This is a genomic window from Phyllobacterium sp. CCNWLW109 (genome assembly GCF_037203905.1).
Lineage (GTDB): Bacteria > Pseudomonadota > Alphaproteobacteria > Rhizobiales > Rhizobiaceae > Phyllobacterium > Phyllobacterium ifriqiyense.
This window is the reverse complement of record NZ_JBBCBK010000005.1, coordinates 114,999-135,815: the sequence shown is the minus strand read 5'-3', so window position 1 is coordinate 135,815 and position 20,817 is coordinate 114,999. Positions and strand designations below refer to the sequence as shown.

At 55.5% G+C, this 20,817-nt stretch carries 20 protein-coding genes; 9 read left to right on the top strand and 11 right to left on the bottom strand.

Annotated elements, in window-relative coordinates; genetic code table 11:
• Positions 1–120: 120 nt before the first annotated feature.
• Positions 121–1,329 carry an MFS transporter gene (locus tag V9K92_RS20880; protein WP_337354851.1) on the bottom strand — a complete coding sequence of 403 codons (1,209 nt, stop codon included), beginning with the start codon at positions 1,327–1,329 and terminating at the stop codon, positions 121–123.
• 71 nt (positions 1,330–1,400) lie between these two features.
• Here V9K92_RS20880 and V9K92_RS20875 point away from each other — a divergent pair, with 71 nt between their 5' ends.
• A complete protein-coding gene (locus V9K92_RS20875; protein ID WP_337354850.1) occupies positions 1,401–1,838 on the top strand; it encodes a helix-turn-helix domain-containing protein in 438 nt (145 codons plus the stop codon).
• Between the two features lie 34 nt (positions 1,839–1,872).
• Here the strand turns inward: V9K92_RS20875 and V9K92_RS20870 are convergent, their stop codons facing one another.
• Positions 1,873–2,904 (bottom strand): LacI family DNA-binding transcriptional regulator, encoded by a 1,032-nt coding sequence (locus V9K92_RS20870; protein ID WP_337354849.1) that lies wholly within the window; start codon positions 2,902–2,904, stop codon positions 1,873–1,875.
• Between the two features lie 280 nt (positions 2,905–3,184).
• On the opposite strand from V9K92_RS20870, the gene V9K92_RS20865 reads away from it, so the two are divergent.
• From V9K92_RS20865 to V9K92_RS20840, 6 genes are all read left to right on the top strand, one after another.
• Positions 3,185–4,207: a Gfo/Idh/MocA family protein gene (locus V9K92_RS20865; protein ID WP_336441999.1), complete on the top strand. Its 1,023-nt coding sequence runs from the start codon at positions 3,185–3,187 to the stop codon at positions 4,205–4,207.
• A gap of 13 nt (positions 4,208–4,220) precedes the next feature.
• Complete coding sequence (locus tag V9K92_RS20860) at positions 4,221–5,117, top strand: sugar phosphate isomerase/epimerase family protein (RefSeq protein ID WP_307275771.1); 897 nt, start codon at positions 4,221–4,223, stop codon at positions 5,115–5,117.
• A gap of 65 nt (positions 5,118–5,182) precedes the next feature.
• Complete coding sequence (locus V9K92_RS20855; protein WP_337354848.1) at positions 5,183–6,388, top strand: ABC transporter substrate-binding protein; 1,206 nt, start codon at positions 5,183–5,185, stop codon at positions 6,386–6,388.
• Between the two features lie 72 nt (positions 6,389–6,460).
• Complete coding sequence (locus tag V9K92_RS20850) at positions 6,461–7,363, top strand: ABC transporter permease subunit (protein ID WP_115053776.1); 903 nt, start codon at positions 6,461–6,463, stop codon at positions 7,361–7,363.
• Positions 7,364–7,372: 9 nt separating this feature from the next.
• Entirely contained in the window at positions 7,373–8,185 is an 813-nt protein-coding gene (locus V9K92_RS20845; protein ID WP_337354847.1) for a carbohydrate ABC transporter permease, read from the top strand.
• A gap of 11 nt (positions 8,186–8,196) precedes the next feature.
• Entirely contained in the window at positions 8,197–9,282 is a 1,086-nt protein-coding gene (locus V9K92_RS20840; RefSeq protein ID WP_115053774.1) for a sn-glycerol-3-phosphate ABC transporter ATP-binding protein UgpC, read from the top strand.
• Here V9K92_RS20840 and V9K92_RS20835 read toward each other — a convergent pair.
• Both V9K92_RS20835 and V9K92_RS20830 read right to left on the bottom strand, forming a co-directional pair.
• Complete coding sequence (locus V9K92_RS20835; RefSeq protein ID WP_337354846.1) at positions 9,260–10,510, bottom strand: MFS transporter; 1,251 nt, start codon at positions 10,508–10,510, stop codon at positions 9,260–9,262. The genes V9K92_RS20840 and V9K92_RS20835 overlap by 23 nt on opposite strands.
• The gene (locus V9K92_RS20830; RefSeq protein WP_337354845.1) at positions 10,510–12,648 is read right to left on the bottom strand and encodes a TonB-dependent siderophore receptor; all 2,139 of its coding nucleotides are present in this window, start codon (positions 12,646–12,648) and stop codon (positions 10,510–10,512) included. Before V9K92_RS20830 ends, V9K92_RS20835 begins: the two co-directional genes overlap by 1 nt.
• Positions 12,649–13,025: 377 nt before the next feature.
• On the opposite strand from V9K92_RS20830, the gene V9K92_RS20825 reads away from it, so the two are divergent.
• On the top strand, positions 13,026–13,334 hold the full coding sequence (locus V9K92_RS20825; protein ID WP_337354844.1) for a hypothetical protein: 309 nt from the start codon (positions 13,026–13,028) through the stop codon (positions 13,332–13,334).
• On the opposite strand, the gene V9K92_RS20820 is transcribed toward V9K92_RS20825, so the two are convergent.
• The 3 genes from V9K92_RS20820 to V9K92_RS20810 all read right to left on the bottom strand — a co-directional run bounded on the left by V9K92_RS20820 (position 13,290) and on the right by V9K92_RS20810 (position 15,340).
• Complete coding sequence (locus V9K92_RS20820; RefSeq protein ID WP_336441995.1) at positions 13,290–13,877, bottom strand: winged helix DNA-binding protein; 588 nt, start codon at positions 13,875–13,877, stop codon at positions 13,290–13,292. The two genes, V9K92_RS20825 and V9K92_RS20820, sit on opposite strands and share 45 nt — an antisense overlap.
• A 73-nt stretch (positions 13,878–13,950) precedes the next feature.
• On the bottom strand, positions 13,951–14,691 hold the full coding sequence (locus V9K92_RS20815) for an aspartate/glutamate racemase family protein (RefSeq protein ID WP_337354843.1): 741 nt from the start codon (positions 14,689–14,691) through the stop codon (positions 13,951–13,953).
• A 19-nt stretch (positions 14,692–14,710) separates the two neighbouring features.
• Entirely contained in the window at positions 14,711–15,340 is a 630-nt protein-coding gene (locus tag V9K92_RS20810; RefSeq protein WP_337354842.1) for a flavin reductase family protein, read from the bottom strand.
• 127 nt (positions 15,341–15,467) lie between these two features.
• On the opposite strand from V9K92_RS20810, the gene V9K92_RS20805 reads away from it, so the two are divergent.
• Positions 15,468–16,145 carry a GntR family transcriptional regulator gene (locus tag V9K92_RS20805; protein WP_337354841.1) on the top strand — a complete coding sequence of 226 codons (678 nt, stop codon included), beginning with the start codon at positions 15,468–15,470 and terminating at the stop codon, positions 16,143–16,145.
• 10 nt (positions 16,146–16,155) lie between these two features.
• Here V9K92_RS20805 and V9K92_RS20800 read toward each other — a convergent pair whose 3' ends face one another.
• Genes V9K92_RS20800 through V9K92_RS20785 form a run of 4 tightly spaced genes read right to left on the bottom strand, consistent with a single transcriptional unit; the run spans position 16,156 to position 20,810 of the window.
• Entirely contained in the window at positions 16,156–17,151 is a 996-nt protein-coding gene (locus V9K92_RS20800) for an ABC transporter ATP-binding protein (protein ID WP_337354840.1), read from the bottom strand.
• Positions 17,148–18,134 (bottom strand): ABC transporter ATP-binding protein, encoded by a 987-nt coding sequence (locus V9K92_RS20795; RefSeq protein ID WP_337354839.1) that lies wholly within the window; start codon positions 18,132–18,134, stop codon positions 17,148–17,150. The genes V9K92_RS20800 and V9K92_RS20795 overlap by 4 nt, the downstream gene beginning before the upstream one ends.
• On the bottom strand, positions 18,127–19,620 hold the full coding sequence (locus tag V9K92_RS20790; protein WP_337354838.1) for an amidohydrolase family protein: 1,494 nt from the start codon (positions 19,618–19,620) through the stop codon (positions 18,127–18,129). The genes V9K92_RS20795 and V9K92_RS20790 overlap by 8 nt, the downstream gene beginning before the upstream one ends.
• Positions 19,617–20,810, bottom strand: a complete 1,194-nt coding sequence (locus tag V9K92_RS20785; RefSeq protein ID WP_337354837.1) for an amidohydrolase family protein — start codon at positions 20,808–20,810, stop codon at positions 19,617–19,619. Before V9K92_RS20785 ends, V9K92_RS20790 begins: the two co-directional genes overlap by 4 nt.
• Positions 20,811–20,817 lie beyond the last annotated feature (7 nt).

Here is a 20,817-nt window from a genome sequence, read left to right as displayed (position 1 = left end):
AATTTTGCGCATGCTTGAAAATTGTGCAAGTCTGACATTAGGACGCAGCACTAAAGTTTAAGGGCAGTCGCGCTCGAAGGTGCGTGATGCCATTAAGTTGCGAAATCCCAAGCGGTTTCCTCAATTTTTCCTTAGCGCAACGAGCCGCGACCGCTGGAATGCCAGCCCTGAAATCAGCGCCAGAGCACCCAATATTACGGCAAGTCCGATGCCACTGGCGCGCCAGCCCCATGCCGATATTGCCGGGGTGCTGATCAGAGGCGACAGGAATTGGCCAAGGAAGACCGATCCCGTCAGCAGCGCACCGGTTTTTCCCCGTTTATTGGAAGAGGTTGCGCTTAAGGAAATCGCCACGAATCCTGGAATGGCCAGGGCGTAGCCCGCGCCAATGGCTGCACAGCCGAAAAAGACTGCCACTCCAGCTTTAACTGTCACAAGGGTCGCAAAACCCATAGTCATCAGACCAAAGCCGCAGGCCCAATTGCCAGCATAACCAATCGCCTCGCGAAGACGCGGATAATAGAGAGCCGCCGCCCCGCCCGCCAGCATGAGCGTTCCCAGCGCAGCGCCGGTCATGGCGGGCGATGAATAACCTTGCCCTGATAAAAAGAAGGGCAATTGCGTGGGCATGACGAAGAACAGCATGGTCACGACCATTTGGCCAAGAGCAAGCAGATATATAAGCGGCTGGGTCTTGCCTGCGTTGATCGAAGAAAGGCTTTGTTCAGCCGGCATGCTGGACGGTGGATCGACAATGACCCGCCAGAAGAATGGCATGACCAATACGGGCAGCGCATAGACCGCAAAGGGAAACCTTGGTCCCATTGTGGCAAGCAGGCCAGCGATCATGATGAAGACAAAACCACCAAGATTGCGGGCAGAAACCTGGGCGCTCGTAACAATATGCAACGTTTTGCCGGAGAAATAATCGCCCAGCAATGCCGATTGCGCAGTCATGATCATGGCAAGTGCAATACCAAGGCACAATCTGCTGGCCATGATCAATGGCAGTGTCGGAAGGAACAGCCCGGCGCTTCCCGAAATGATAAACAGGATCAACCCCGCCAGAAGCATTGATCGCCGGCTCGCTCTATCGGCAATTACACCGCACCACGGCGCGAAGAGCACGACCGCCAGGGATGGGGCGGGAACCAGCAGGCGGATCAAAAAGCTGTAGGTTTCATCCCCCGCAAACTGCGTTTCAAGACCGGGCAAAGCGGGGCTGATCGTGGCGGCGGTCATCACTGTAAGCGATGCAACCAACATCAAGGCCACAGCGCGCGGATCGCGGCGGATCGGCCGTTCTTCAAGTTCATTTGTCAGCTGCATTTTTATCGTCTCCATTGTCATTTTTATCAGGAACGCGCATCATACGAATTCAAGTCAACTTGAGGTCAAGCATGAAATTTCTCGACATTGGCGAGGTTGCCAGCGCAAGCGGATTGCCCGCCTCGACGCTACGATATTATGAGGAACAGGGCCTTATCGCTTCCGTAGCCAGACACGGATTGCGACGCCAATATGAGCCGGACGTGCTCAAGCGGCTTGCTCTGATCAATATGGCCCGCACAGCGGGATTTCTGCTTAGCGATGTGGCAGATATTCTGGGCCGCGACAGCGAACTTGCGATCCCGCGTGACGAATTGCGAACGCGCGCCGATGCTCTGGATAAAAAGGCGCAGGAGATAAAGGCTTTGGCGGGGATCATGCGCCACGTGGCAGAATGCTCCGCCCCGTCACATTTGCAATGCCCCACATTTCAAAAGCTGCTGCGCGTGGGAACCAAATATCAGTCCCGCATACGCAAGCAGAAGCGCAAGGAACCTAGAGCTGCCTGACAAAATGGTTGGCTCTCAGATCGCGCGACGAACCTTACGGCGCTGGGCGGTCGCTTTCTCCAACCACCAGTTCCATTGGCCATATGATGCCGGATTTGACCGCGGGATAATTGTTTTCAAAAGCAGGCATTGTCGAGAGCAATGTTTCGGCCAGCTTGATGCCAAGATCGCGGAGCGACAGGCGGAAACAGGTCAGCGTTGGCGATAGAAAGCGGCTTTGCGTACTTTCGCGAAATCCTATGACAGCAATATCCCGCCCCGGATGAATACCCATCTCGTAAAAGCGCCGGTAGAGCCCTATCGCCATGTTTTCATTGACCAGAACGACGGCTGTCGGCATGGGTTTTTGCTCAAGCATAGCGCAGGCGACCTGATAGCCGCCTTCCTCATTGCTGGGCGCGGCCAGAACCAGATCCGGATTGAACTCGATGCCGCCCTTTGCCAGCCCTTGCCTGTAGCCGCTCAGAAATACATGGCCAAGATTGACATCGCTATTGGGAACGCCAACGGCGATGCGCTTGTGTCCAAAGCCCACCAAACGCGTAACTGCGGTGATGGCCGTGCCCTCAAAATCAAGATCGATCCACGGAAATGAGCCATCAGCAGCGCTGCGCCCCAGCGCCACAAATGGAATCTTCCGCTCCAGCAGAAATGGGATGCGCGGGTCCTCCCGCATCGTTGCCGATATGATCAAGCCATCGACGAAGCGCCGTCCGACCACCCGGTTGAGATAAACGCCCGGATCCTCATCTGTCCCGCATAACAGCGCGACAAGATCGAGCTGATGCCGCCGGAACACCGATTGCACGCCTCCAAATACCGGCATGAAAAAGAAGCTATCGCCGATTTCCGCTGTTTCAACCGTCGATTCGATCATGAATCCGATTGTGTTCGTCGTGCCCTGCCGCAGGCTGCGTCCGGATTGGTTCGGCACATAGCCAAGCGTCTTGGCAGCTTGAAGCACGCGCTGACGGGTTTCCGGATTGACATCGCTCTTGCCGTTCAGCGCGCGCGAGACCGTCCCGATGGAAATATTCAGATGGCGGGCAAGGTCCCGAATGCTCACGCTTTTCTCCCGGATAAAGAAATTAACAAGACCCCTGGCAGGCATATATTTTTCGGTGAAGTTTGCGAGCCTGACATTGGCGCAAGTGCCTGCAGACGCACCGGATGCAAATGTCAAATTTACTCCACCAACGATTCGATGTGAGGTTCCTTCCCACATAAAACACCGAAATAAGGGATTGACAAAAATAATTCGCCATTCTTAGATCGTAAACGTTTACGGAAGCGTTTTACAACCGATTTTCTCGGTTTATGGCGAGTTTCTGTAGGGAGGAGCAGGAATGCAAAGTGCCGTTTTAGTCGGTTGCGGAGCCATGAGCAAAGCGTGGTTCGAGGCGGTTCGCACCATCGGCGACATTGAGATCGTCGGCGTGGTCGATCTTGCTGCAGAGCGTGCGCAAGCACGTATCGCAGAATTTGACCTGACCTCGGCAAATGCATCCAGCGATCTGGCAGCCACGCTTGCGCGCACCAAACCTGATTTGCTTTTCGACATTGTTGTTCCGGCCGCCCGTCATGCCACCGTAGCAGCGGGACTTGCAGCCGGTTGCCACGTGCTTTCCGAAAAACCCATGGCGGAAACAATGAACGAGGCACGCGATCTCGTTCATCGTGCCGAGGCCGCCGGACGCATCCATGCCATCGTGCAGAACAGGCGATATCTCGCGCAAATTCGCCGCATCCGCCGGTTGATCCAATCCGGCGCTATTGGCGAAGTGACAAGCCTTCATTGCGACTTCTTTCTTGCTCCCCATTTTGGCGGCTTCCGCGAGGAAATGCGCCATGTCCTGTTTCTTGACATGGCAATCCATACTTTCGACGCAGCACGCTTTCTTGCCGATGACGCCGCCGATGCGGTCTATGCGCGCGAATGGGAGCCCAGCAATTCCTGGTACGCTCAGGGATCATCCGCTGCCGCAATCTTTGAATTCTCCAATGGAGCCATTTTCACCTATCGCGGCAGTTGGTGCGCCGATGGCATGCGCACAAGCTGGGAAAGTGGCTGGCGCATCATTGGCAGCAAAGGATCAATTGTCTGGGATGGACATGATGACATACGGGCCGAAGCCGTCACCTCCGGCAAAGACGGCCTGTTTTCCGGGGTGACCGCAGTCGAGATACCTCCCCTCGATACGTCTGATCGCGTCGGCGGTCACCTCGGAGTGATGCAGGATTTCATCGCAGCGACCCGAGGTGGCCCGCGACCGGAAACCGCCGGAAAAGAGAATATCAAAAGCCTTGCCATGGTCTTCGGCGCTATCGATAGCGCCGAGTCCGGGCGGCGCGTCGAAATTACGTTCTGAAGGAATATGAGAATTGAGTAATCCAGCAACAGCCATTCGCATCGGTACAATGATCAAGGGCAATGCGCCCGACCCTGCTGCCTATGTGAAAAATATCTTGCCGCATGGTTTTGAGAGTATCGAACCGTTTTTCTGGCAAGTGATGAACAAGGACCTGCCAACGCTGGCGGCGCAATTGAAAGACGCAATCGGGGATGCCGATGTTACCATTTCAACGCTGGGCATGTTTGGCAATCCGCTGGAAGATACGGAAATAGACCGGGAAACGCTCAAGGGCTGGGAGGCATTGATCGATAATGCCCATCATTTCGGCGCAACGACCATTGCCGGATTTACGGGTCGTATTCGTGGAAAGCCGATTGAGGAAAGCCTGCCGCAATATAAGCGGGTCTGGTCTGAGCTTGCCAGGCGAGCAGCCGATAAAGGCGTTAGGATCGCCTTTGAAAACTGCGCCATGGATGGCAATTGGGCAAGTGGTGACTGGAATATCGCCCATAATCCTGATGCGTGGGAAATGATTTTCAATGAAGTGCCCGCGGAAAATATCGGACTTGAATGGGAGCCCTGCCACCAGATGGTCTATCTGATCGACCCATTGCCGCAAATCCGCAAATGGGCATCGAAGATATTTCACGTGCACGGCAAGGATGCGACGATCCGCTGGGAAGTCATTCGCGAGCACGGGATTTTCGGCAAGGAAAAATTCGTCTTCATGCGCTCGCCGGGTTTCGGCGACACAAATTGGGTGGATGTCATTTCCGAATTGCGCCTGGCCGGCTGGTCGGGTTCCATCGACATCGAAGGCTGGCACGATCCCGTATATCGCGATGCGCTGGAAATGACCGGCCAGGTCCATTCGCTCAATTATCTGAAACAGAGCCGTGGCGGTTCATATATCGCCAATCCCTGAATTCGATTGGCCAACCCTGCCATTGAGAAGCAGGGAAGCCGGACCAACCCCAAGAGGAGGAAGCAATGAAGCCTATTCTAAAATGGATAACAGCCGCATCCCTGCTTATGACCGGCGCGGCCGGAGCCGAGCCGGTAACGCTGGATGTATGGACCATCGACCGCCCGGACCAGTATATGTATCTGGTGAAGGATGAGTTTGAAAAATCCCATCCCGATATCAAGCTGAACGTCAAGACAGTCCAGTTCCGCGACATGGTCAATGATCTGGCGCGTGCAACGGCGACGGGCGAGTCTCCGGACGTGACCTATATCGACAATCCCGAGGTTGCTCTCTTTGCTTCTCGCGGTCTGCTACTGGATCTCACGCCGATGCTTGATGAATCGAAAGTCATCAAGAAGGAGGATATTTTCCCCGGGCCGCTTTCCTCGGTCAGCTGGGACGGGAAAATCTATGGTGTGCCGCGCGGCGCAAATACAATCGCGCTCTATTACAATGCCGACATGTTCAAGGCCAAGGGGCTTGATCCCGATAATCCGCCGAAAACGTGGGATGAGCTTTACGATGCAGCCAAGAAGCTGAGCGACCCGGCCAAGAACGTCTACGGTCTGGCATTTTCGGCCGTGGCCACCGAGGAAGGCACGTTCCAGTTTCTGCCTTGGTTGCAAATGGCGGGCGGCCACTACAACAAGGTGAATACTGAAGGCGGCGTCAAGGTTCTCGACTTTTGGGGCAAGCTGCTTGATGAAAAACTTGCCTCGCCGGATACGCTGATCCGCAGCCAATATGACTCAACCGGTACGTTCAATTCCGGCAACGCGGCCATGGCGATCTCTGGTCCATGGGAATTGCCGCGCATGAGCCGCGACGCCAAGTTTGACTATCGGGCGGCATTGCTCCCGGTCCCGCAGGAAGGCGCCACACGCGCATCTGCATTGGGTGAAGGCGACAATGTCATCCTTGCCAATAGCGATCATCCGAAAGAAGCATTCATTCTCCTCGAATTCCTCTATGGCAAAATGCCCGATGTCTGGAACCGTTTCGGCTTTCTGCCGGCAGCAAATATCAAGTCCAACAATCCCAATACGCCTGCGATTTACGGGGTCTTCGAAGAGAGCATGAAATATGCTCGCAATCGCGGACCGCACCCTGAATGGCCAAAGATTTCCAAGGCCATCTACACTGCAATCCAGTCATCGCTGACCAAGAAAAGCGATGCAAAGACGGCGCTCGATACTGCGCAAACCCAGATCGACAGTATTTTGAACTGATAAATTGCGCTTCGCTTTTTCCTTCATGCGAAAGAGCGAAGCCTATTTGTTCGGCGGCGAGCGGAGGACGCTATGCAAGGCATTATGAGAACCATCCGGGACGGCAGCGGTTTTGATATCCTGCTGCTCGGGCTAGCCCTCATTTATCTGATCACCTTCTCGGCTTTTCCGATCATCTACAATATTATCATGTCGCTGCAGACCGTAGATATGTTCACGATCACTTCGTTCAACCGGCCTTTTGTCGGCCTGCAAAATTATTACGATATTTTCTCGCAGCCCATCGCCGGTTCTGTCTTCTGGAACACTCTGAAATTTGTGGTACTGTCGATTGTTTTCCAATTATCCATCGGGTTCGGTCTCGCCCTCTTCTTCCAGCAGGATTTTCCCGGCGCCACCTATCTGCGCGGCTTGTTTCTTGCCGGATGGATCATGCCGGCTCTTGTCGTTGGTGCCATCTGGAAATGGCTTTTCGCCGGTGACTTCGGCGTCATCAACTATGCGTTGACCGCGCTGGGGCTTGCGGACGAGCGCATCTTCTGGCTTTCCGACCCGGATGTCACTCTCTATGCCGTTATTATTGCCAATGTCTGGCTCGGTATCCCATTCAACATGCTGCTGCTTTCCGTGGGACTGGCAAGCATACCGCGCGATGTCTACGAGGCCGCCGAACTTGATGGCGCAGGCCCTTTCGAGCGGTTCCGATCCATCACATTGCCGCTGATGCGTGCCCAGCTCGGCGCAGTCATTTCTCTCGGCGTCATTTTCACATTGCAACAATTTGACCTGATCGCGGCACTAACGCAGGGCGGCCCCGCAGACAGTTCCAATGTCGCGCAATATTGGTCTTGGCAGCTTTCCTTCCAGACCTATGAAATCTCGCTCGGCAGCGCCGTCTCCGTCCTCATGATCATTTTCGTCATCATCGTAGCGGCAGTCTATGTCCGCTCCACCCGTCACGAACACAGCTATTAGGACGGAAAGATGAAACGCACGATTCTCCTACTCATTGGCCTGTTTATAACGGCGATCTATCTCTTCCCGCTCTACTGGATGTATCTGACAGCGCTGAAAGGCGGTACGGAAATCTTCCGCTATCCGCCAACCTTCTGGCCGAGCGATCCGCAATGGAACTTCCTGAATGTCTGGAAGAGCCGTGATATGGGCCGTTATATCTGGAATTCCCTTTTGATCGCCATTGGCGTGACGTTTCTCGTTACAATGCTTGGAACGGGCTGTGCGTATGTGCTGTCCCGGGTGCGCAATATCTGGATGGATCTGGCCCTGTTTGCGATCCTGATGATGCAGGTCCTGCCCTCATCCTTGATGGTGACGCCCATATTCGTGATGTTCAATCAGATCGGGCTTCTCGCCAGTCCAAGATTTGCAGTCATTCTTGCGCAGACCGCCAAGATGCTGCCTCTTTATATCGTGCTGTGCCGCGCAACCTTCGTGCAGGTACCACGAGAACTGGAAGAAGCCGCGCTCGTCGACGGGTCATCGCGCATCGGTGCCTTCTTCCGCATCATGCTGCCATTGGCCCGCAACGGCATCCTGATCACCTCCGTGCTGATCTTCCTGCAATCCTTTGGTGAATATGTCTATGCGCGCTCGCTGATCGCCAAGAATGAGCTACAGACTGCGACCGTGGGTTTGCAGACCTTCATGGGTCCGGAGGCCAATGACTGGAACGGCATCATGACATATGCGGCCATCTATGTGACGCCGATCCTTATCGCATTCATGCTGTTGCAACGACGTATCGTCAGCGGTCTCACCGCCGGCGCGCTCAAGTGAGGTCAACCACCATGCTCCAGATCGAGATCGACCACCTGAACAAGCATTATGTCGGGTTTCATGCACTCAAGGACATCAATATTGCCATAAAGCAGGGTTCGTTCGTCGCCTTGGTGGGGCCATCCGGCTGCGGCAAGTCGACATTGCTGCGCACCCTGGCGGGGCTCGAAAAGATCAGCTCCGGCGATGTGCGCATTGCTGGAACCAGCGTTGTCGGCAAACCGCCGCGCGAGCGCGATGTCGCCATGGTGTTCCAGTCATACGCGCTCTATCCGCATATGGATGTCGAGCGCAACATGAACTATTCGATGCGCCTGAAACGCCGCCCGAAGGATGAAATTTCGGAGCGGACACGCGCTGCCGCCGATACTTTGGGGCTTGGCGGTCTTCTGGACCGTTTGCCCAAGGCGCTGTCGGGAGGACAACGGCAACGCGTAGCCATGGGCCGCGCCATCGTCCGCAATCCGAAGGTCTTTCTGTTCGACGAACCGCTTTCCAATCTTGATGCCGCATTGCGGGTCCATATGCGCGGGGAAATCCGCAAGCTCCATGAGCGGCTGCAGGCGACATCTGTCTACGTCACCCATGATCAGGTCGAGGCAATGACAATGGCCGATCATGTTGTGGTGATGCGCTCCGGCGTGGTCGAACAGCAAGGCAGCCCTCTGGATCTTTACGATCACCCTGGCAATAAATTTGTTGCCGGGTTCATCGGTTCGCCCGCCATGAATTTCTTGCCGGCGACGGCAGAGGCTGATGGCAAGATCGTCTTCAACAAGGATAGCACGCAGTCTATCCAGTCAAACTTCCATATCGAGGCGGGCCGGAAATTATGGGTCGGTATGCGACCCGAACATCTCTCGCTTCACGCGAGTTCGAACGATGTGGCAATTGATGCCGTTGTAACCGGCATCGAATCCACCGGCAGCATGACTTTCGTCGTCCTCGATGTTGCTGACCAGCCGGTAATCATGGCCCATAGCGGCAGACCCGGAAACGGCAAAGGTGAGAAAGTCCGCCTGCATATTTCTGCGGACAATCTCCACCTCTTTGACTACGAGACAGAATTGGCCATCACGTCGACTCGGACGACTTGAAGGCGAGCCTTGGAATAGCCACGTCGCTTTTGCTCATCAGCCAGAATATGGCCGGAGCAGAAGCGACGGCAATCCCCGCTGCGATCGAAAAGAAGACCGTATAGCCCAGATGCTCGGCGATCCAACCGGCACCGAGGCCTCCTACCATGCTGACCATCCCGTCCATGCACTGGAAAAGCGTAAAGTCGACGCCAGCCTGTTTCGGATCAGACCAGCCCATGAACTGCGAATAGAGAGCAACAAAACCGATCGACATCACGCCGGAGGAACTGGCAATGGCAACCGCGATGATAACGGGCTTTGATGCAGTGCCACCGAAATTGAAGAAAGCGAAGGCGAAAAGCAGAGCGGCCTGCACGAGGATCGTCAGGATCAGCACAAAGCTTGCTCCCCATAGTCGAACGAGCGCGCCGCCAAGAAGAGCCCCGCCGAAACCAACCAGCATGCTCCCAAGGCCATTCAAAACCCCTATCGTCGCAAGATCGAAACCATAATCGATGAGGAAGGGACCAAGCATGGATAGTCCCCATTTCTGTGCGGCAACGTAAATCGCCGCGATCAGAAGGCCCTTTCTGATCTGCGGGCGTCGCAGCGCCACCATCAATGACGGCGCATGATCGCGAATCTCGACGACCGAACGCGCGGGTGGCCCGAAAATGAAAGGCAGGCCGAGAACAAGCACCCCAAGCGCCATAAGATATACCGCTGGGCTCCAGCCCATCCTGTCAACGAGAACGAGAAACAGCCCTGCTCCGATTGCGGAACCGAGATAGGCGCCGCCAACCTGGGCGGCGTTTCCCCAGCCATGATGTTCCTTTGCCAGCGATTCCACCGCATAGCCATCGCAGGCTATGTCCACGGTTGAGGTTATGAAGGCAATGAATGTCAGGCAGAACAATACCGGCATCAGCGGTGAAGGTCCGATCAGCCCCATGGCGGCAAGACCGGCCGCACAGAGAAGTCCTCCGACGAGCACGATCAATTGCGATCGATTGCGCCCGACCGGCGGCAGTCTGTATCGCTCTACATAGGGGGACCAGAGGAATTTTAACGCCCATGGCAGGACCGTCAGATATAGAAGTCCGATCTGGTCAAGCGGCAGACCTTGGTCCCGCAACACCGCCGGGAGTCCCAGCATCGTCAACCCGCCAATAACGCTCTGCGCCACATAAAGGCCGCCAACTGCAACAAAGACCAGTACCGGAGAAGGATTGGATAATTTCGCCATCAGAAGCGATACCGCATGCTGGCAACGACCTTCCTGCCTTCATCGAAATAGCAGAAACCGGTGGTGCAGATTTGCTTGACCTCATTGAGGAGATTGGTCGCATTGACCTGCAGGCGAACATTTTCGAGGGCTGAATCCAGCTTGCCGAAATCATAGCGGATTGAAGCATCGACAAAGGTTCGGTCCTTGTTGTCGAGCACCGGCGTATGGACATTATCGCCGAAACTCGAACCGACATAGCGCACGCCTGCCCCGACTCCGAGCCCGTCCAGCGGCCCATCCTGGAAGTCGTAATTCACCCAAAGCGAGGCTGTGTGATAGGGGGAGGAATTAAGCGTCTTGCCCTCCGTCTCCGGCGTCAGCCGGGTTATCTCGACATCATTATAGGAATAGGCGGCGATGAAGCTCAGCCCATTATCCATTGACGCTGTTGCCTCAAGCTCGAAGCCGCGGGATTTGAGATCAAGCTGCCTGAGGAGATTGGTGCCCGACGAGGTTTCGTAAACCGTGGCATTCTTCTGGTCGATGTTGAACACCGCAGCGGTCAGCAGGATATTGGTGTCGGGCACCGCATATTTTACGCCGACTTCCACCTGCTCGCCCAATGTCGGGCGCGCCTGCTGTGCAACGCTTCCGACGGTTTGGATCACGCCGGGATTGGCCACGAATGATGTGCCATAGCTGACATAGGGCGTCAGCCCGAATGGTGTGACATAGGCAAGCGCGACACGTGCGGTTGTTTCACTGTCGTCGCGTGCATAGCTGTCGCCGCCGGGTGTATATTCGCTGTCCACCCAGTCATGGCGCACTCCGGCAGTCAGCCGCCAGGCATCATAAGCGATCCGGTCCTGGGCATAAATGCCGACGGACCGCTGCCGCTGCATCTCCTCATAGGTGATTTCCGGAACATAGGTATGATCGTCGGTGAAGTTATCCGGCCCGCTGCCCTGCCGGGCGGTATATTTCATATAGCTGTAGTCAATACCGGTAACCAGTTGATGCTCGAGCGCTCCGGTGTCGAAATCGCTCTTCAGATAAGTGTCGGTCGCGAGGCCACTATTGTCCTCATAGCCAAGACCGGGAAAATTCTCGAAGACCCATTCCTGACGCATGGAAAGGTCCGAGTAGCGTAGCTTGTGGTAAAGCGTTACCGAATCGCTGAGTGCCTGTTCCAGCTCGTAGCCTATGCGCCATTGCTTCTGGCTGAAATCATTGAACCGGGCATCGCCGCCATATTCAGGCGTCGCGCCTATGGAAGTGCCGCCCGGACCATATTTATTGATGTAGCCCCACGTTCCACCGGTCGTGCTATCCATATATTCGCCCAGAACGGTCAGTTTCGTGCCGTCATCCGGTTGCCATGTCAAAGCAGGCGCTATGAACAGCCGGTCGTCCTTGACCGCATCGATCTCATTTCGCGCGTCACGGGCAACGCCAGTCAGGCGGTAGAGAAGCGTATTGTCCGCATTGACCGGCCCTGAAAAATCAAAGGCACCCTGCACCCGGCCATAGGAACCATATTGGATCTCGACCTCGCGGAGTCTTTCTTCTGTCGGTCGTTTCGAAACAACATCCACGATCCCGCCCGAACTGCTCGCTCCATAGATTGAAGCTGCCGGCCCCTTCAAGGTCGTGATCGCCTCCAAACCATAGGGTTCGAGCCGGAACAGCCCATTGGGACTGCTGATCTGGCGCAAACCATCGCGAAATACACCCGTATAGGTCAGATCCATGCCGCGAATCTTGAAAGCATCGAATCTCGGTTCAGCGCCGAAAAGGCCGCCGCGTACACCGGGCGTATAATTCAGCGCTTCGACGAGATTTTGCGGCTTGATGTCCTGCAACTGCTTCTGGGTGACTGTGGAAAGTGAAACCGGTGCCTGCGCCACGGGCGTATCGGTTTTTGTCGCGGTTCGGCCAGACTTAGCCACATAACCATCGGATTCGATAATGCCGTTGACGCCTTCGGCGCTGCCATCAATGACGATCGTATCCAGCGTGATGGAGCCATTGGCCGCCGGTTGCGTTCCGGCTGCCGCATTCGTCGTTTGTGCCTGCACCATACCACCGGATGCCAGCAGCAGCACGCTGCCAAGGGCGGTTGATGCGAGCCAGCCGCATCCCGTCTTATCGTTCATATCAGTCATCTGGGACCCTTTATCATTCACGTCTTGCGGGGCACTGCCTCGCTTTTTCCACGTCCACTGGAAGCGCAATGTAATCTTGACTCTTCCACTCATCTTTTCGTTAGGACAAGCCGGTTGAGTTTGCAACTATAAGTAGACAGTAATGGTATACTTTTTGGGGGTTGGCACAGGTTCCGCTTTTTTAAAGGTCCGGCAGGGTGTTTTGCGCGTCTGAAGCGCCGCGAATTTGGCGGCCTGTCACATGGACTTCACAGACAAGCGTTTAACTTGTCCGAACGATGCCTGACCCGAAAGCGGGAACGCGTTGTAAGGCACTGATGCCTCCTCTCCGCCCTTCCCTGTGATTCATCAATGTAACGAGAAGACTATTGAGAGTAGCAAATACCCTGCATCATGGCCGGTTTCTGGAATGCTTGAAGGCTCTGGAAAGCAGCGATGGCCTTACCCGCCAACAACTGGCCGACCGATTGTCATTGCATCCCGTATCGATTGGGTTGCTTCTTCGCAGATTGATTGATGAGGAGTTGGTCGTGGGCCGGTTCATCCATTCGGGCAAAACACGCGGGCGACCGGTTACGACCTTCTTCATCAACCCGGCCGGATCAGATTCGCCCGCCGCAAAACAGGAAGCCTTACAGCGTGGTGGCAGCGCGCGATGCCTGATCATAGGCGCCTGAAAGGAAACGCAGAACTGCGGCTATCTCCGAAAGGGTTTCTTCTGCAGGGCGCGCATTGATCGTTGACGCTACAAATAAGCGTTCCCGTATCTGGGCATAACGCGCGCAGGCGTCGGAACCTTTTTCCGTAATCCTGATAGTTTTTTCTTTGGCAATTTTACCGGTGCTGACCAAGCCGGCCGCTTCCAGTTTGCGAATGGCGTATGTGGCGACATGGGTGTCTTCAATATCGAGCACCAGGCAAATGTCCGCCAACTTCTTTTCCCGGTCTCGATGGCGTACCGAATGGAGTATGAGAATTTCTGTTGCTGAAAGCCCCGGCAGTCCGGCAGCGGCCATGCATCGAACCATCCAGCGCGAAAAGGCATGGGAAGCGAGGATCAAACCATATTCTACTTCGGAAAGACCAGGAGAACCGCCATCGGCAAGATGTGCCGAAGACACGATGGGGCCGATTGACGTTACAGGCTTGAGATGCTTTGGCAGTGCTGTCGCAAATTGCTCTTTCTCTGCGTCATCATTATCCTGCGGCCCGGCCATCATATCTGCCCTCTTTTAATGACTTTATATCATCATTTTATCGATATATTGTCAATAATAATGGGCAGCATGCCTGTTACCTGATCAAGGCTTGCTCGACAATCTTGGCTGGAGATGGTGTTTTGATCCGGGGAAAGTCATAGGCGTTTACTTTCGAGGTCGCATATCCCGCCCCCACCAGCGCCTCGGCGAGTTTGACTGCGGCGGTAACGCCATCAATGACGGTAAGACCGGTCGCAGCACTGAGCCGCTCGCAAAGGGCCGACATGCCGGCACAGCCAAGAACAATCGCCTCGGCATGATCTTCCAGCTTCGCCTTTTCAATCTGTATTATCAAAAGCCGCTCTGCTTCACCCGGATCACTATCCACCGCAAGCACCGGAAGATCGATAGCGCGGACATTTTTGCAATGACGATCCGCGCCATAAGCAGATACAAGATCTTCAATGATGGGAATGGAGCGCGGCAAAGTCGTGATGACCGTAAACCTGCGGCTGATGGTCATTGCGACCTGCACGGCGGCCTGACAAATGCCGATGACGGGACCGCGCGCGATTTCCCGTGCCGCATGGAGGCCCGGATCGTCAAAACAGGCGATAACATAGGCGTCGACGCCCTGCGCTTCGCCTTTGACAATCTCCGCCAACATGCCGGGAACCGCCATAGCCTCATCCGCGCCGCCCTCAATGCTGACAGGCGTATCCAGCGGATTAAGCGCGGTGATGCGCGTCGTCGGATTGGCAACCCGCATGGCGCTTTCAAGCACCTGAGCGGTCATTGAGGCGGTGGAATTTGGATTAATAAGACAAATATGCATGGGAAATTCCTTCACCGCGTCAGTCACGCCGGGATTTAATGAAATCAGAAATTGACGGGGGTTCGAGAACGAACTGTCGGTCAGATGTGATGTAATTGTCAGCGTGAAGGCGGGCGATGGGCTGATAGACTTCAGGATTGACATAGCGCCCTTCGGCGTCGAGACAATCGCGGCGAACATGCATGTGAACCACCTCGCCCAGAATGAGCACGCGGCGCGGATATTCGATCAGGCGTTCCACACGGCATTCTAGTGAGCATGGGGCGGTGGCCACATAATTGGCATCGAGCTTGGCGCATTTTTCTGCCTGAAGGCCCGCCATTTCCAATTCATCGATCTCGCTGTCAAAGCCCAGTCCGCAAATAAGCATTTGCTGGGCTATGGTCATATCAACCATATTGACGACGAACTCGCCGGTGCGGCGAATATTGATCATGGTGTCTTTTTCTTCACCCGATTGCCGGGGTTGCACACCAAGAACCACGATCGCCGGATCATGGGAGAAAACATTGAAGAAGCTCATGGGCGCCGCATTGCTGTGTCCAGCCTGCGAGCGGGTGGTCACAAGCGCAATGGGTCGCGGGCCGATAAAGTTGGTCAGCAGACGATACCGGCTGTCCGGTTCCAATGTTGTAAAGTCAAACTGCATTGCAACCTCCCCTCTCTATAATTATCGTGTACAATTTCTAGTAGTAATTGTCTACAATTATGCAGACAAAATAAGTTGACATTTTTCGTTTGATCGCGATTGTCTGTGTCTATCAGGAGACGCGCAAATGACTGAACAAACAGGGGTTTCTGCACAATATATCGTTGAACGTGTTTGGCTTTCCATCGCCGAACGGCGGCTGCGACCGGGCGTGCAGCTCAAGGAAGGGCAACTTGCAGCCATTTTTGATGTCAGCCGCGCGCGCGTTCGCCAGGCACTTTCTGCGCTGGAGCGCGACGGTCTTGTCACGATCATCCCCAATCGCGGTGCCTTCGTATGCCAGCCCTCGGTGGAAGAAGCGCGCGATGTCTTCTTTGTGCGAAGAGCCGTCGAGCGCTGTATCGTAGACAGGCTTTGCAAATCCATCTCCAAGGCGAATGTGACGAGGCTACGCACGCATGTTTCCAAGGAAAGAACTGCCAATGCGCAGAATGTTACCACCGATATTATCAAGCTGTCCGGCGGCTTCCATCTGCTGCTTGCCGAGGTTGCAGGCTCGGACTTCCTCTTTGCAACCATGCGCGATCTGATTTCCCGAAGCTCGCTGATCACTGCGGTCTACCGCAACACCAATCGCTTCAATTGCGGCCCGGACGAGCACGCGGAAATCGTCGAAGCGATTGCCCGTGGCGATCCAGAGACTGCGACAAAGCTTATGGAGCATCATCTGGAACATGTTGAAACCGAGCTTGACCTGAGCGAAATCCGCGACCAGCCTCATGATCTGAAGTCCGCTCTAGCATAAATACCCTGTCTCATAGCGCCACGGCGGCTTCGCGTTCATCGACCAGATGACAGGCAATGCGGGTGCCATTGCTCAACATGCGCACTTCGGGAATTTCCACTGAGCATCGCTTTGTTGCAATCGGGCAGCGCGGATGAAATGTGCAGCCTGAAGGCGGCTTGAGCGGGCTTGGCACTTCACCGCTGGCGGGTGCGCGATTTCTGTTCGGGTTCTGCACATTCGGGATCGTTTGCAGCAGAAGCTGCGTATAGGGATGGCGGGGGTCGGCGAAAAGCTTTTCCGTATCGCCCTCTTCCACGATCCGGCCAAGATACATAACGGCAATGCGATCCGACATGTGCCGGACGACACTCATATCGTGGCTGATGAAAAGATAGGTCAGGCCAAGTTCGTCCTGCAATTTGCGCATGAGGTTAAGAACTTGCGCCTGAACAGACACATCGAGTGCAGAAGTCGGTTCATCGCATACGAGAAATTCCGGTTCGCTGGCGAGCGCGCGCGCAATCGATATGCGCTGTCGCTGTCCGCCCGAAAACTCATGCGGGAATTTTTCGCCATCGGAGATCGACAGGCCGACAATCTGAAGCAATTCCTCAACGCGGTCCGCAATCTCTGCCCGTGTCTTCAGCAGCTTCAATTCACGCAGAGGCTCGGCGACAATGTTCTTGACGCGCCAACGCGGATTGAGCGATGCAAACGGGTCTTGGAAAATCATCTGCACGGAAAGAGGCGCGCCCTGCGCGCCGGGTGCAAAGCGAAGCGCGCCGCTGGTTGGCCGGTGCAGTCCCGTCACAAGGCGCGCAACGGTGGATTTGCCGCAACCACTTTCGCCGACAATGCTCAGGCATCCACCGGCAGGCACGGTAAAACTGATATCGTTGACTGCGTGGAGATATTGGCGCGGCTTGCGCTCCAGCACGCGGCTGAGCCAAGGCGCGGAAACATCGAATGTCTTGACAAGGCGCTCTGCCGTAAAAGCCGGCATCCTGTGTTGAGTATCTGTCATGCTACTCCTCCCGCATTAAGCCAACAGGCGCTTGCGCCTGCGCCGACCGGTATCAGTTCCGGCTGCTCGCGGACGCAACGTGGGCCAGCGGATTTGCAGCGTGTGTTAAAGGCGCAGCCATCAGGAATGGCATCAAGCCGTGGCATGGAGCCATCGATCTGGTTGAGCCGTTCGACCCGGGCAGCAAGCGCCGGAATGGAGGCCATAAGGCCGCGCGTATAGGGATGTTTTGACGCGTGCAGCACCTGTTCCACCGGCCCGACCTCGATCAGCCGCCCCGCATACATGACAGCAACCCGGTCCGCCGCTTCAGCAATGACGCCCATATCGTGGGTGACAAGCATGATCGCGGTTTGCTTTTCCTTGCACAGTCGGCGCAACAGGGAAATGATCTGCGCCTGAATGGAAACATCAAGCGCCGTTGTCGGTTCGTCGGCAATAATCAAGCGCGGTGATGCGGCGATTGCCAAGGCAATAACCACTCTTTGGCGCATGCCGCCGGAAAACTGATGCGGATAATGATCGACACGCTCGGAAGGTGAAGGAATGCCCACCTCGCCCAACAGTTCAATCGCCCGTGCTTTCGCCTGCGCCTTGTTCATATCCAGATGTTGACGGATTGTTTCGGTCAACTGCGCGCCGACTGTGAATAGAGGATTGAGTGAGGTCAGCGGGTCCTGAAAGATCGCGCCAATCTTGCGCCCACGAATCTTTTCCATCTCATAGTCGTCAAGCGTGTCGATGCGGCGCTGTTCAAGCCAGATTTCACCGCCGCTAATATGGCCGGGACGCTCCAGCAATCCCTGAATTGCCAGACCGGCCATCGACTTGCCTGCACCGGACTCGCCAACCACGCCGAGGATTTCGCCAGCGCGGATATCCAGACTGATATCGGAAAGCGCAGTGACCGTGCCATGGCGACCGGGAAATTCCACCTTGAGGTTGCGTACCTCAAGAATGAGTTGATCGGCAGATTCACCCATTTGCGTTGCTCTCCATTGGATAGCTGGAAGGAAAGATTTCGGAGAGTTTCGGGTGCGCCCAGCTTCGTTCAGGATATTTCTCAACGAGGCGGTCAAACTGCTCCTGCGCCTGCATTTGTGCAGACTTCATATCGATGGCTGCAACCTTGCCGCCAAGCATTGACAGGCGCCCATCGACAAACGTCGCGCGCGTCACCTTGCCCGACCCGCCTGTGACAAGCGTTGTGATCGGATCAATTGCCGGTGTCATGATCACATCATCAAGGCCAAACACCGCAATATCCGCCCGCGACCCCGGCGATAATTGGCCAATATCCGTTCTGCCCAATGCCTTTGCCCCGCCAAGGGTTGCCGCATCAAAAAGATCAGCAGAACGCACACGGTCCGGCACGCCATCATTGATGCGGGAGGTTATCAAACCGACCAGCAGGTTCATCAACATATCGGCAGGCGCCGTATCGGTGCCCATTGCAATATTAATACCCCGGCTGCGACAGGCCGAGAACGAGTTGAGCGTGTTTCCGCCACGCGCTGAAACCAGCGGGCAATGAACGATGGAAACATTGTTTTCCGCATAGAGGCGCAAGTCTTCTTCAGTTGCGTTGGTCGCATGCGGCGCAATCAGCCGCTCACTCAGCAGTCCATGCTTGGCAAGCCAGGCGGGCGCAGTCATACCGTGCAGCGCTCGTACCGTTTCAACTTCCATTATGCCCTGCGCCATATGCAGGCGTATCTTGCAGCCAAGTTCCTGCGCAGCAGCGTCCGTGCGCTTGAGCAATTCTATTGTACAGGTTTCCACCCGATCCGGCGCAAGCATGCCGCGCACAAGATCGCCGCCCCGTCCCGAATGCTCTGCGATAAATCGCACTGCATCGTCCAAACCGCGTAGCCCGCGTTCTTCATCAAAGACGGGCATGATCTGGCCCGGGCTTTCAAGCACCATGCCGCCAGCACGATAGGCAGGGCTGAGATAGACCCGCAGACCCATTTCCTCCGCTGCATCCGCTGCCGCTTCAAATTCGGCAACTGTCTCGCCCCATTCACGATAAAAAAGCGAAGCGATGGGAGCCGCCGTCGTTATGCCGTTCAAAAGCAATTGTCCAAAGGCAAACCGCTTTTGAAAAGCCAGTTCCTCCGGCATGTACATTTCATAGGGACCGGCTTCAACATAGGATCGCGGCCAGACACGGCCCTTCGCCCAACCGGGATGGTTGTCGATACCCAGAATAGTCGTATCCAAATCGGACAAGGCGTCCAGATCGATCAGTCCCGGGCTGATCAAAGCCTTTCCAAAATCGACGCGGCGTGCCACCTCGCCAGAGAAATTGTGCCCGACGAAAAGCACTTGGCCGTCCTCGAAGACAACTTCTCCCTTGCGCAGGAGGCGATGTGATCCGTCACGATTTCCCAGCACCCAATCGGCGGTCAGCAATGTCCTGCCTGCCGACCTGACGCCGAGTTGCAAACTATCCAGATTGCCGGTCATGGCATATCCACAATGGCTTGACCGGCGCGGGCTGTCACGCGCCCGCGCTTGATAACCAATGGGCGCGGCGCCACGTCAACAACAGCATGGGCAAGCGTCTCGCCCGTCAGCAATGTCATGTCCGCATTGCATCCAATGTTCAGGCCATATCCTTCGATCCGCATGACATCGGCACCACCCTGCGAGACAATGTGCAGGACATGCTCCAACTCGTGATCTTTCCGCATTCCGTTTTTCATGCCGATGATCTTGGCACGGTCGAGCATATCAGGCTGGCCCCAAGGCCCCCATGTATCACGAATTCCATCGCATCCGCCGCCGACGCGAATGCCTGCCTCTTTCAGTCTCATGACTGAGGGCACGGCAACAGAGGGCGCACCGGTTGTCAGGATTGCCACATCCAGCGCGGCTAGTTCATCGATCAATTTGCCGACGCGCAGATAATCATTCATGCCAAGCGCGAAAGCATGGCTTATTGCCACCTTTCCCTGCATGCCATTTGCGCGAATACGCTCGAAAATCAGCTCCATCGTGAAGGCGCCAAGATCGCCTGTCTCATGGAGGTGGATGTCGATTGGCCGCTGATGCTTGACGGCCAGAGCAAATATTGTGTCCAGCTGCCCCTTGGGATCGCGGTCAATGCCGCATGGGTCGATGCCGCCCAGAACTTCACAGCCCTGCGCAAGCGCTTCGTCAAGCAGTTCCTTGGTGCCCGGCATGACCATGAGGCCGGATTGCGGAAATGCGACAATCTCGATATCGATAATATCGCGCAGTTTTTCGCGGGTTTCCCAAACGCCTTCGACAATTGAAAGCCCATGAGTAAGGTCGATATCCACATGGCTGCGAATATGGGTGGCGCCATGGGCCGCCAGTCCGATCGCGTGGCGCATGGATTGGCGATGCGGGTCAATCCCGATCTCGCTGCGGTTTTCCCGCTCAAAGTCGATACGCTCGCGCAGGATCGCCGCGCGATTGTTCACATGCCAGGGCATGCCCCATGTGGTCTTGTCGAGATGGGTGTGCGCATCGATAAGTCCGGGGATAACGATAGAGTTGCCCCCATCTTCCACCGCCATGCCAGGCTTGGGCTCGAAACGACCGAAACCGGAAATTTCACCGTTCTCGATAAGGATATCGCAGGTCTCGCCAGCCATGGGTCGCACATTGCGAAGCAGCAAATCGGTCATAAATCAC

What these genes read in the sequence shown, in the direction of transcription:
- V9K92_RS20880 (WP_337354851.1), bottom strand. Translation starts at nt 1,329, where the DNA reads ATGCAGCTGACAAATGAACTTGAAGAACGGCCGATCCGCCGCGATCCG.
- V9K92_RS20875 (WP_337354850.1), top strand. Translation starts at nt 1,401, where the DNA reads ATGAAATTTCTCGACATTGGCGAGGTTGCCAGCGCAAGCGGATTGCCC.
- V9K92_RS20865 (WP_336441999.1), top strand. Translation starts at nt 3,185, where the DNA reads ATGCAAAGTGCCGTTTTAGTCGGTTGCGGAGCCATGAGCAAAGCGTGG.
- V9K92_RS20855 (WP_337354848.1), top strand. Translation starts at nt 5,183, where the DNA reads ATGAAGCCTATTCTAAAATGGATAACAGCCGCATCCCTGCTTATGACC.
- V9K92_RS20850 (WP_115053776.1), top strand. Translation starts at nt 6,461, where the DNA reads ATGCAAGGCATTATGAGAACCATCCGGGACGGCAGCGGTTTTGATATC.
- V9K92_RS20845 (WP_337354847.1), top strand. Translation starts at nt 7,373, where the DNA reads ATGAAACGCACGATTCTCCTACTCATTGGCCTGTTTATAACGGCGATC.
- V9K92_RS20840 (WP_115053774.1), top strand. Translation starts at nt 8,197, where the DNA reads ATGCTCCAGATCGAGATCGACCACCTGAACAAGCATTATGTCGGGTTT.
- V9K92_RS20835 (WP_337354846.1), bottom strand. Translation starts at nt 10,510, where the DNA reads ATGGCGAAATTATCCAATCCTTCTCCGGTACTGGTCTTTGTTGCAGTT.
- V9K92_RS20830 (WP_337354845.1), bottom strand. Translation starts at nt 12,648, where the DNA reads ATGAACGATAAGACGGGATGCGGCTGGCTCGCATCAACCGCCCTTGGC.
- V9K92_RS20820 (WP_336441995.1), bottom strand. Translation starts at nt 13,877, where the DNA reads ATGATGGCCGGGCCGCAGGATAATGATGACGCAGAGAAAGAGCAATTT.
- V9K92_RS20815 (WP_337354843.1), bottom strand. Translation starts at nt 14,691, where the DNA reads ATGCATATTTGTCTTATTAATCCAAATTCCACCGCCTCAATGACCGCT.
- V9K92_RS20810 (WP_337354842.1), bottom strand. Translation starts at nt 15,340, where the DNA reads ATGCAGTTTGACTTTACAACATTGGAACCGGACAGCCGGTATCGTCTG.
- V9K92_RS20805 (WP_337354841.1), top strand. Translation starts at nt 15,468, where the DNA reads ATGACTGAACAAACAGGGGTTTCTGCACAATATATCGTTGAACGTGTT.
- V9K92_RS20800 (WP_337354840.1), bottom strand. Translation starts at nt 17,151, where the DNA reads ATGACAGATACTCAACACAGGATGCCGGCTTTTACGGCAGAGCGCCTT.
- V9K92_RS20795 (WP_337354839.1), bottom strand. Translation starts at nt 18,134, where the DNA reads ATGGGTGAATCTGCCGATCAACTCATTCTTGAGGTACGCAACCTCAAG.
- V9K92_RS20790 (WP_337354838.1), bottom strand. Translation starts at nt 19,620, where the DNA reads ATGACCGGCAATCTGGATAGTTTGCAACTCGGCGTCAGGTCGGCAGGC.
- V9K92_RS20785 (WP_337354837.1), bottom strand. Translation starts at nt 20,810, where the DNA reads ATGACCGATTTGCTGCTTCGCAATGTGCGACCCATGGCTGGCGAGACC.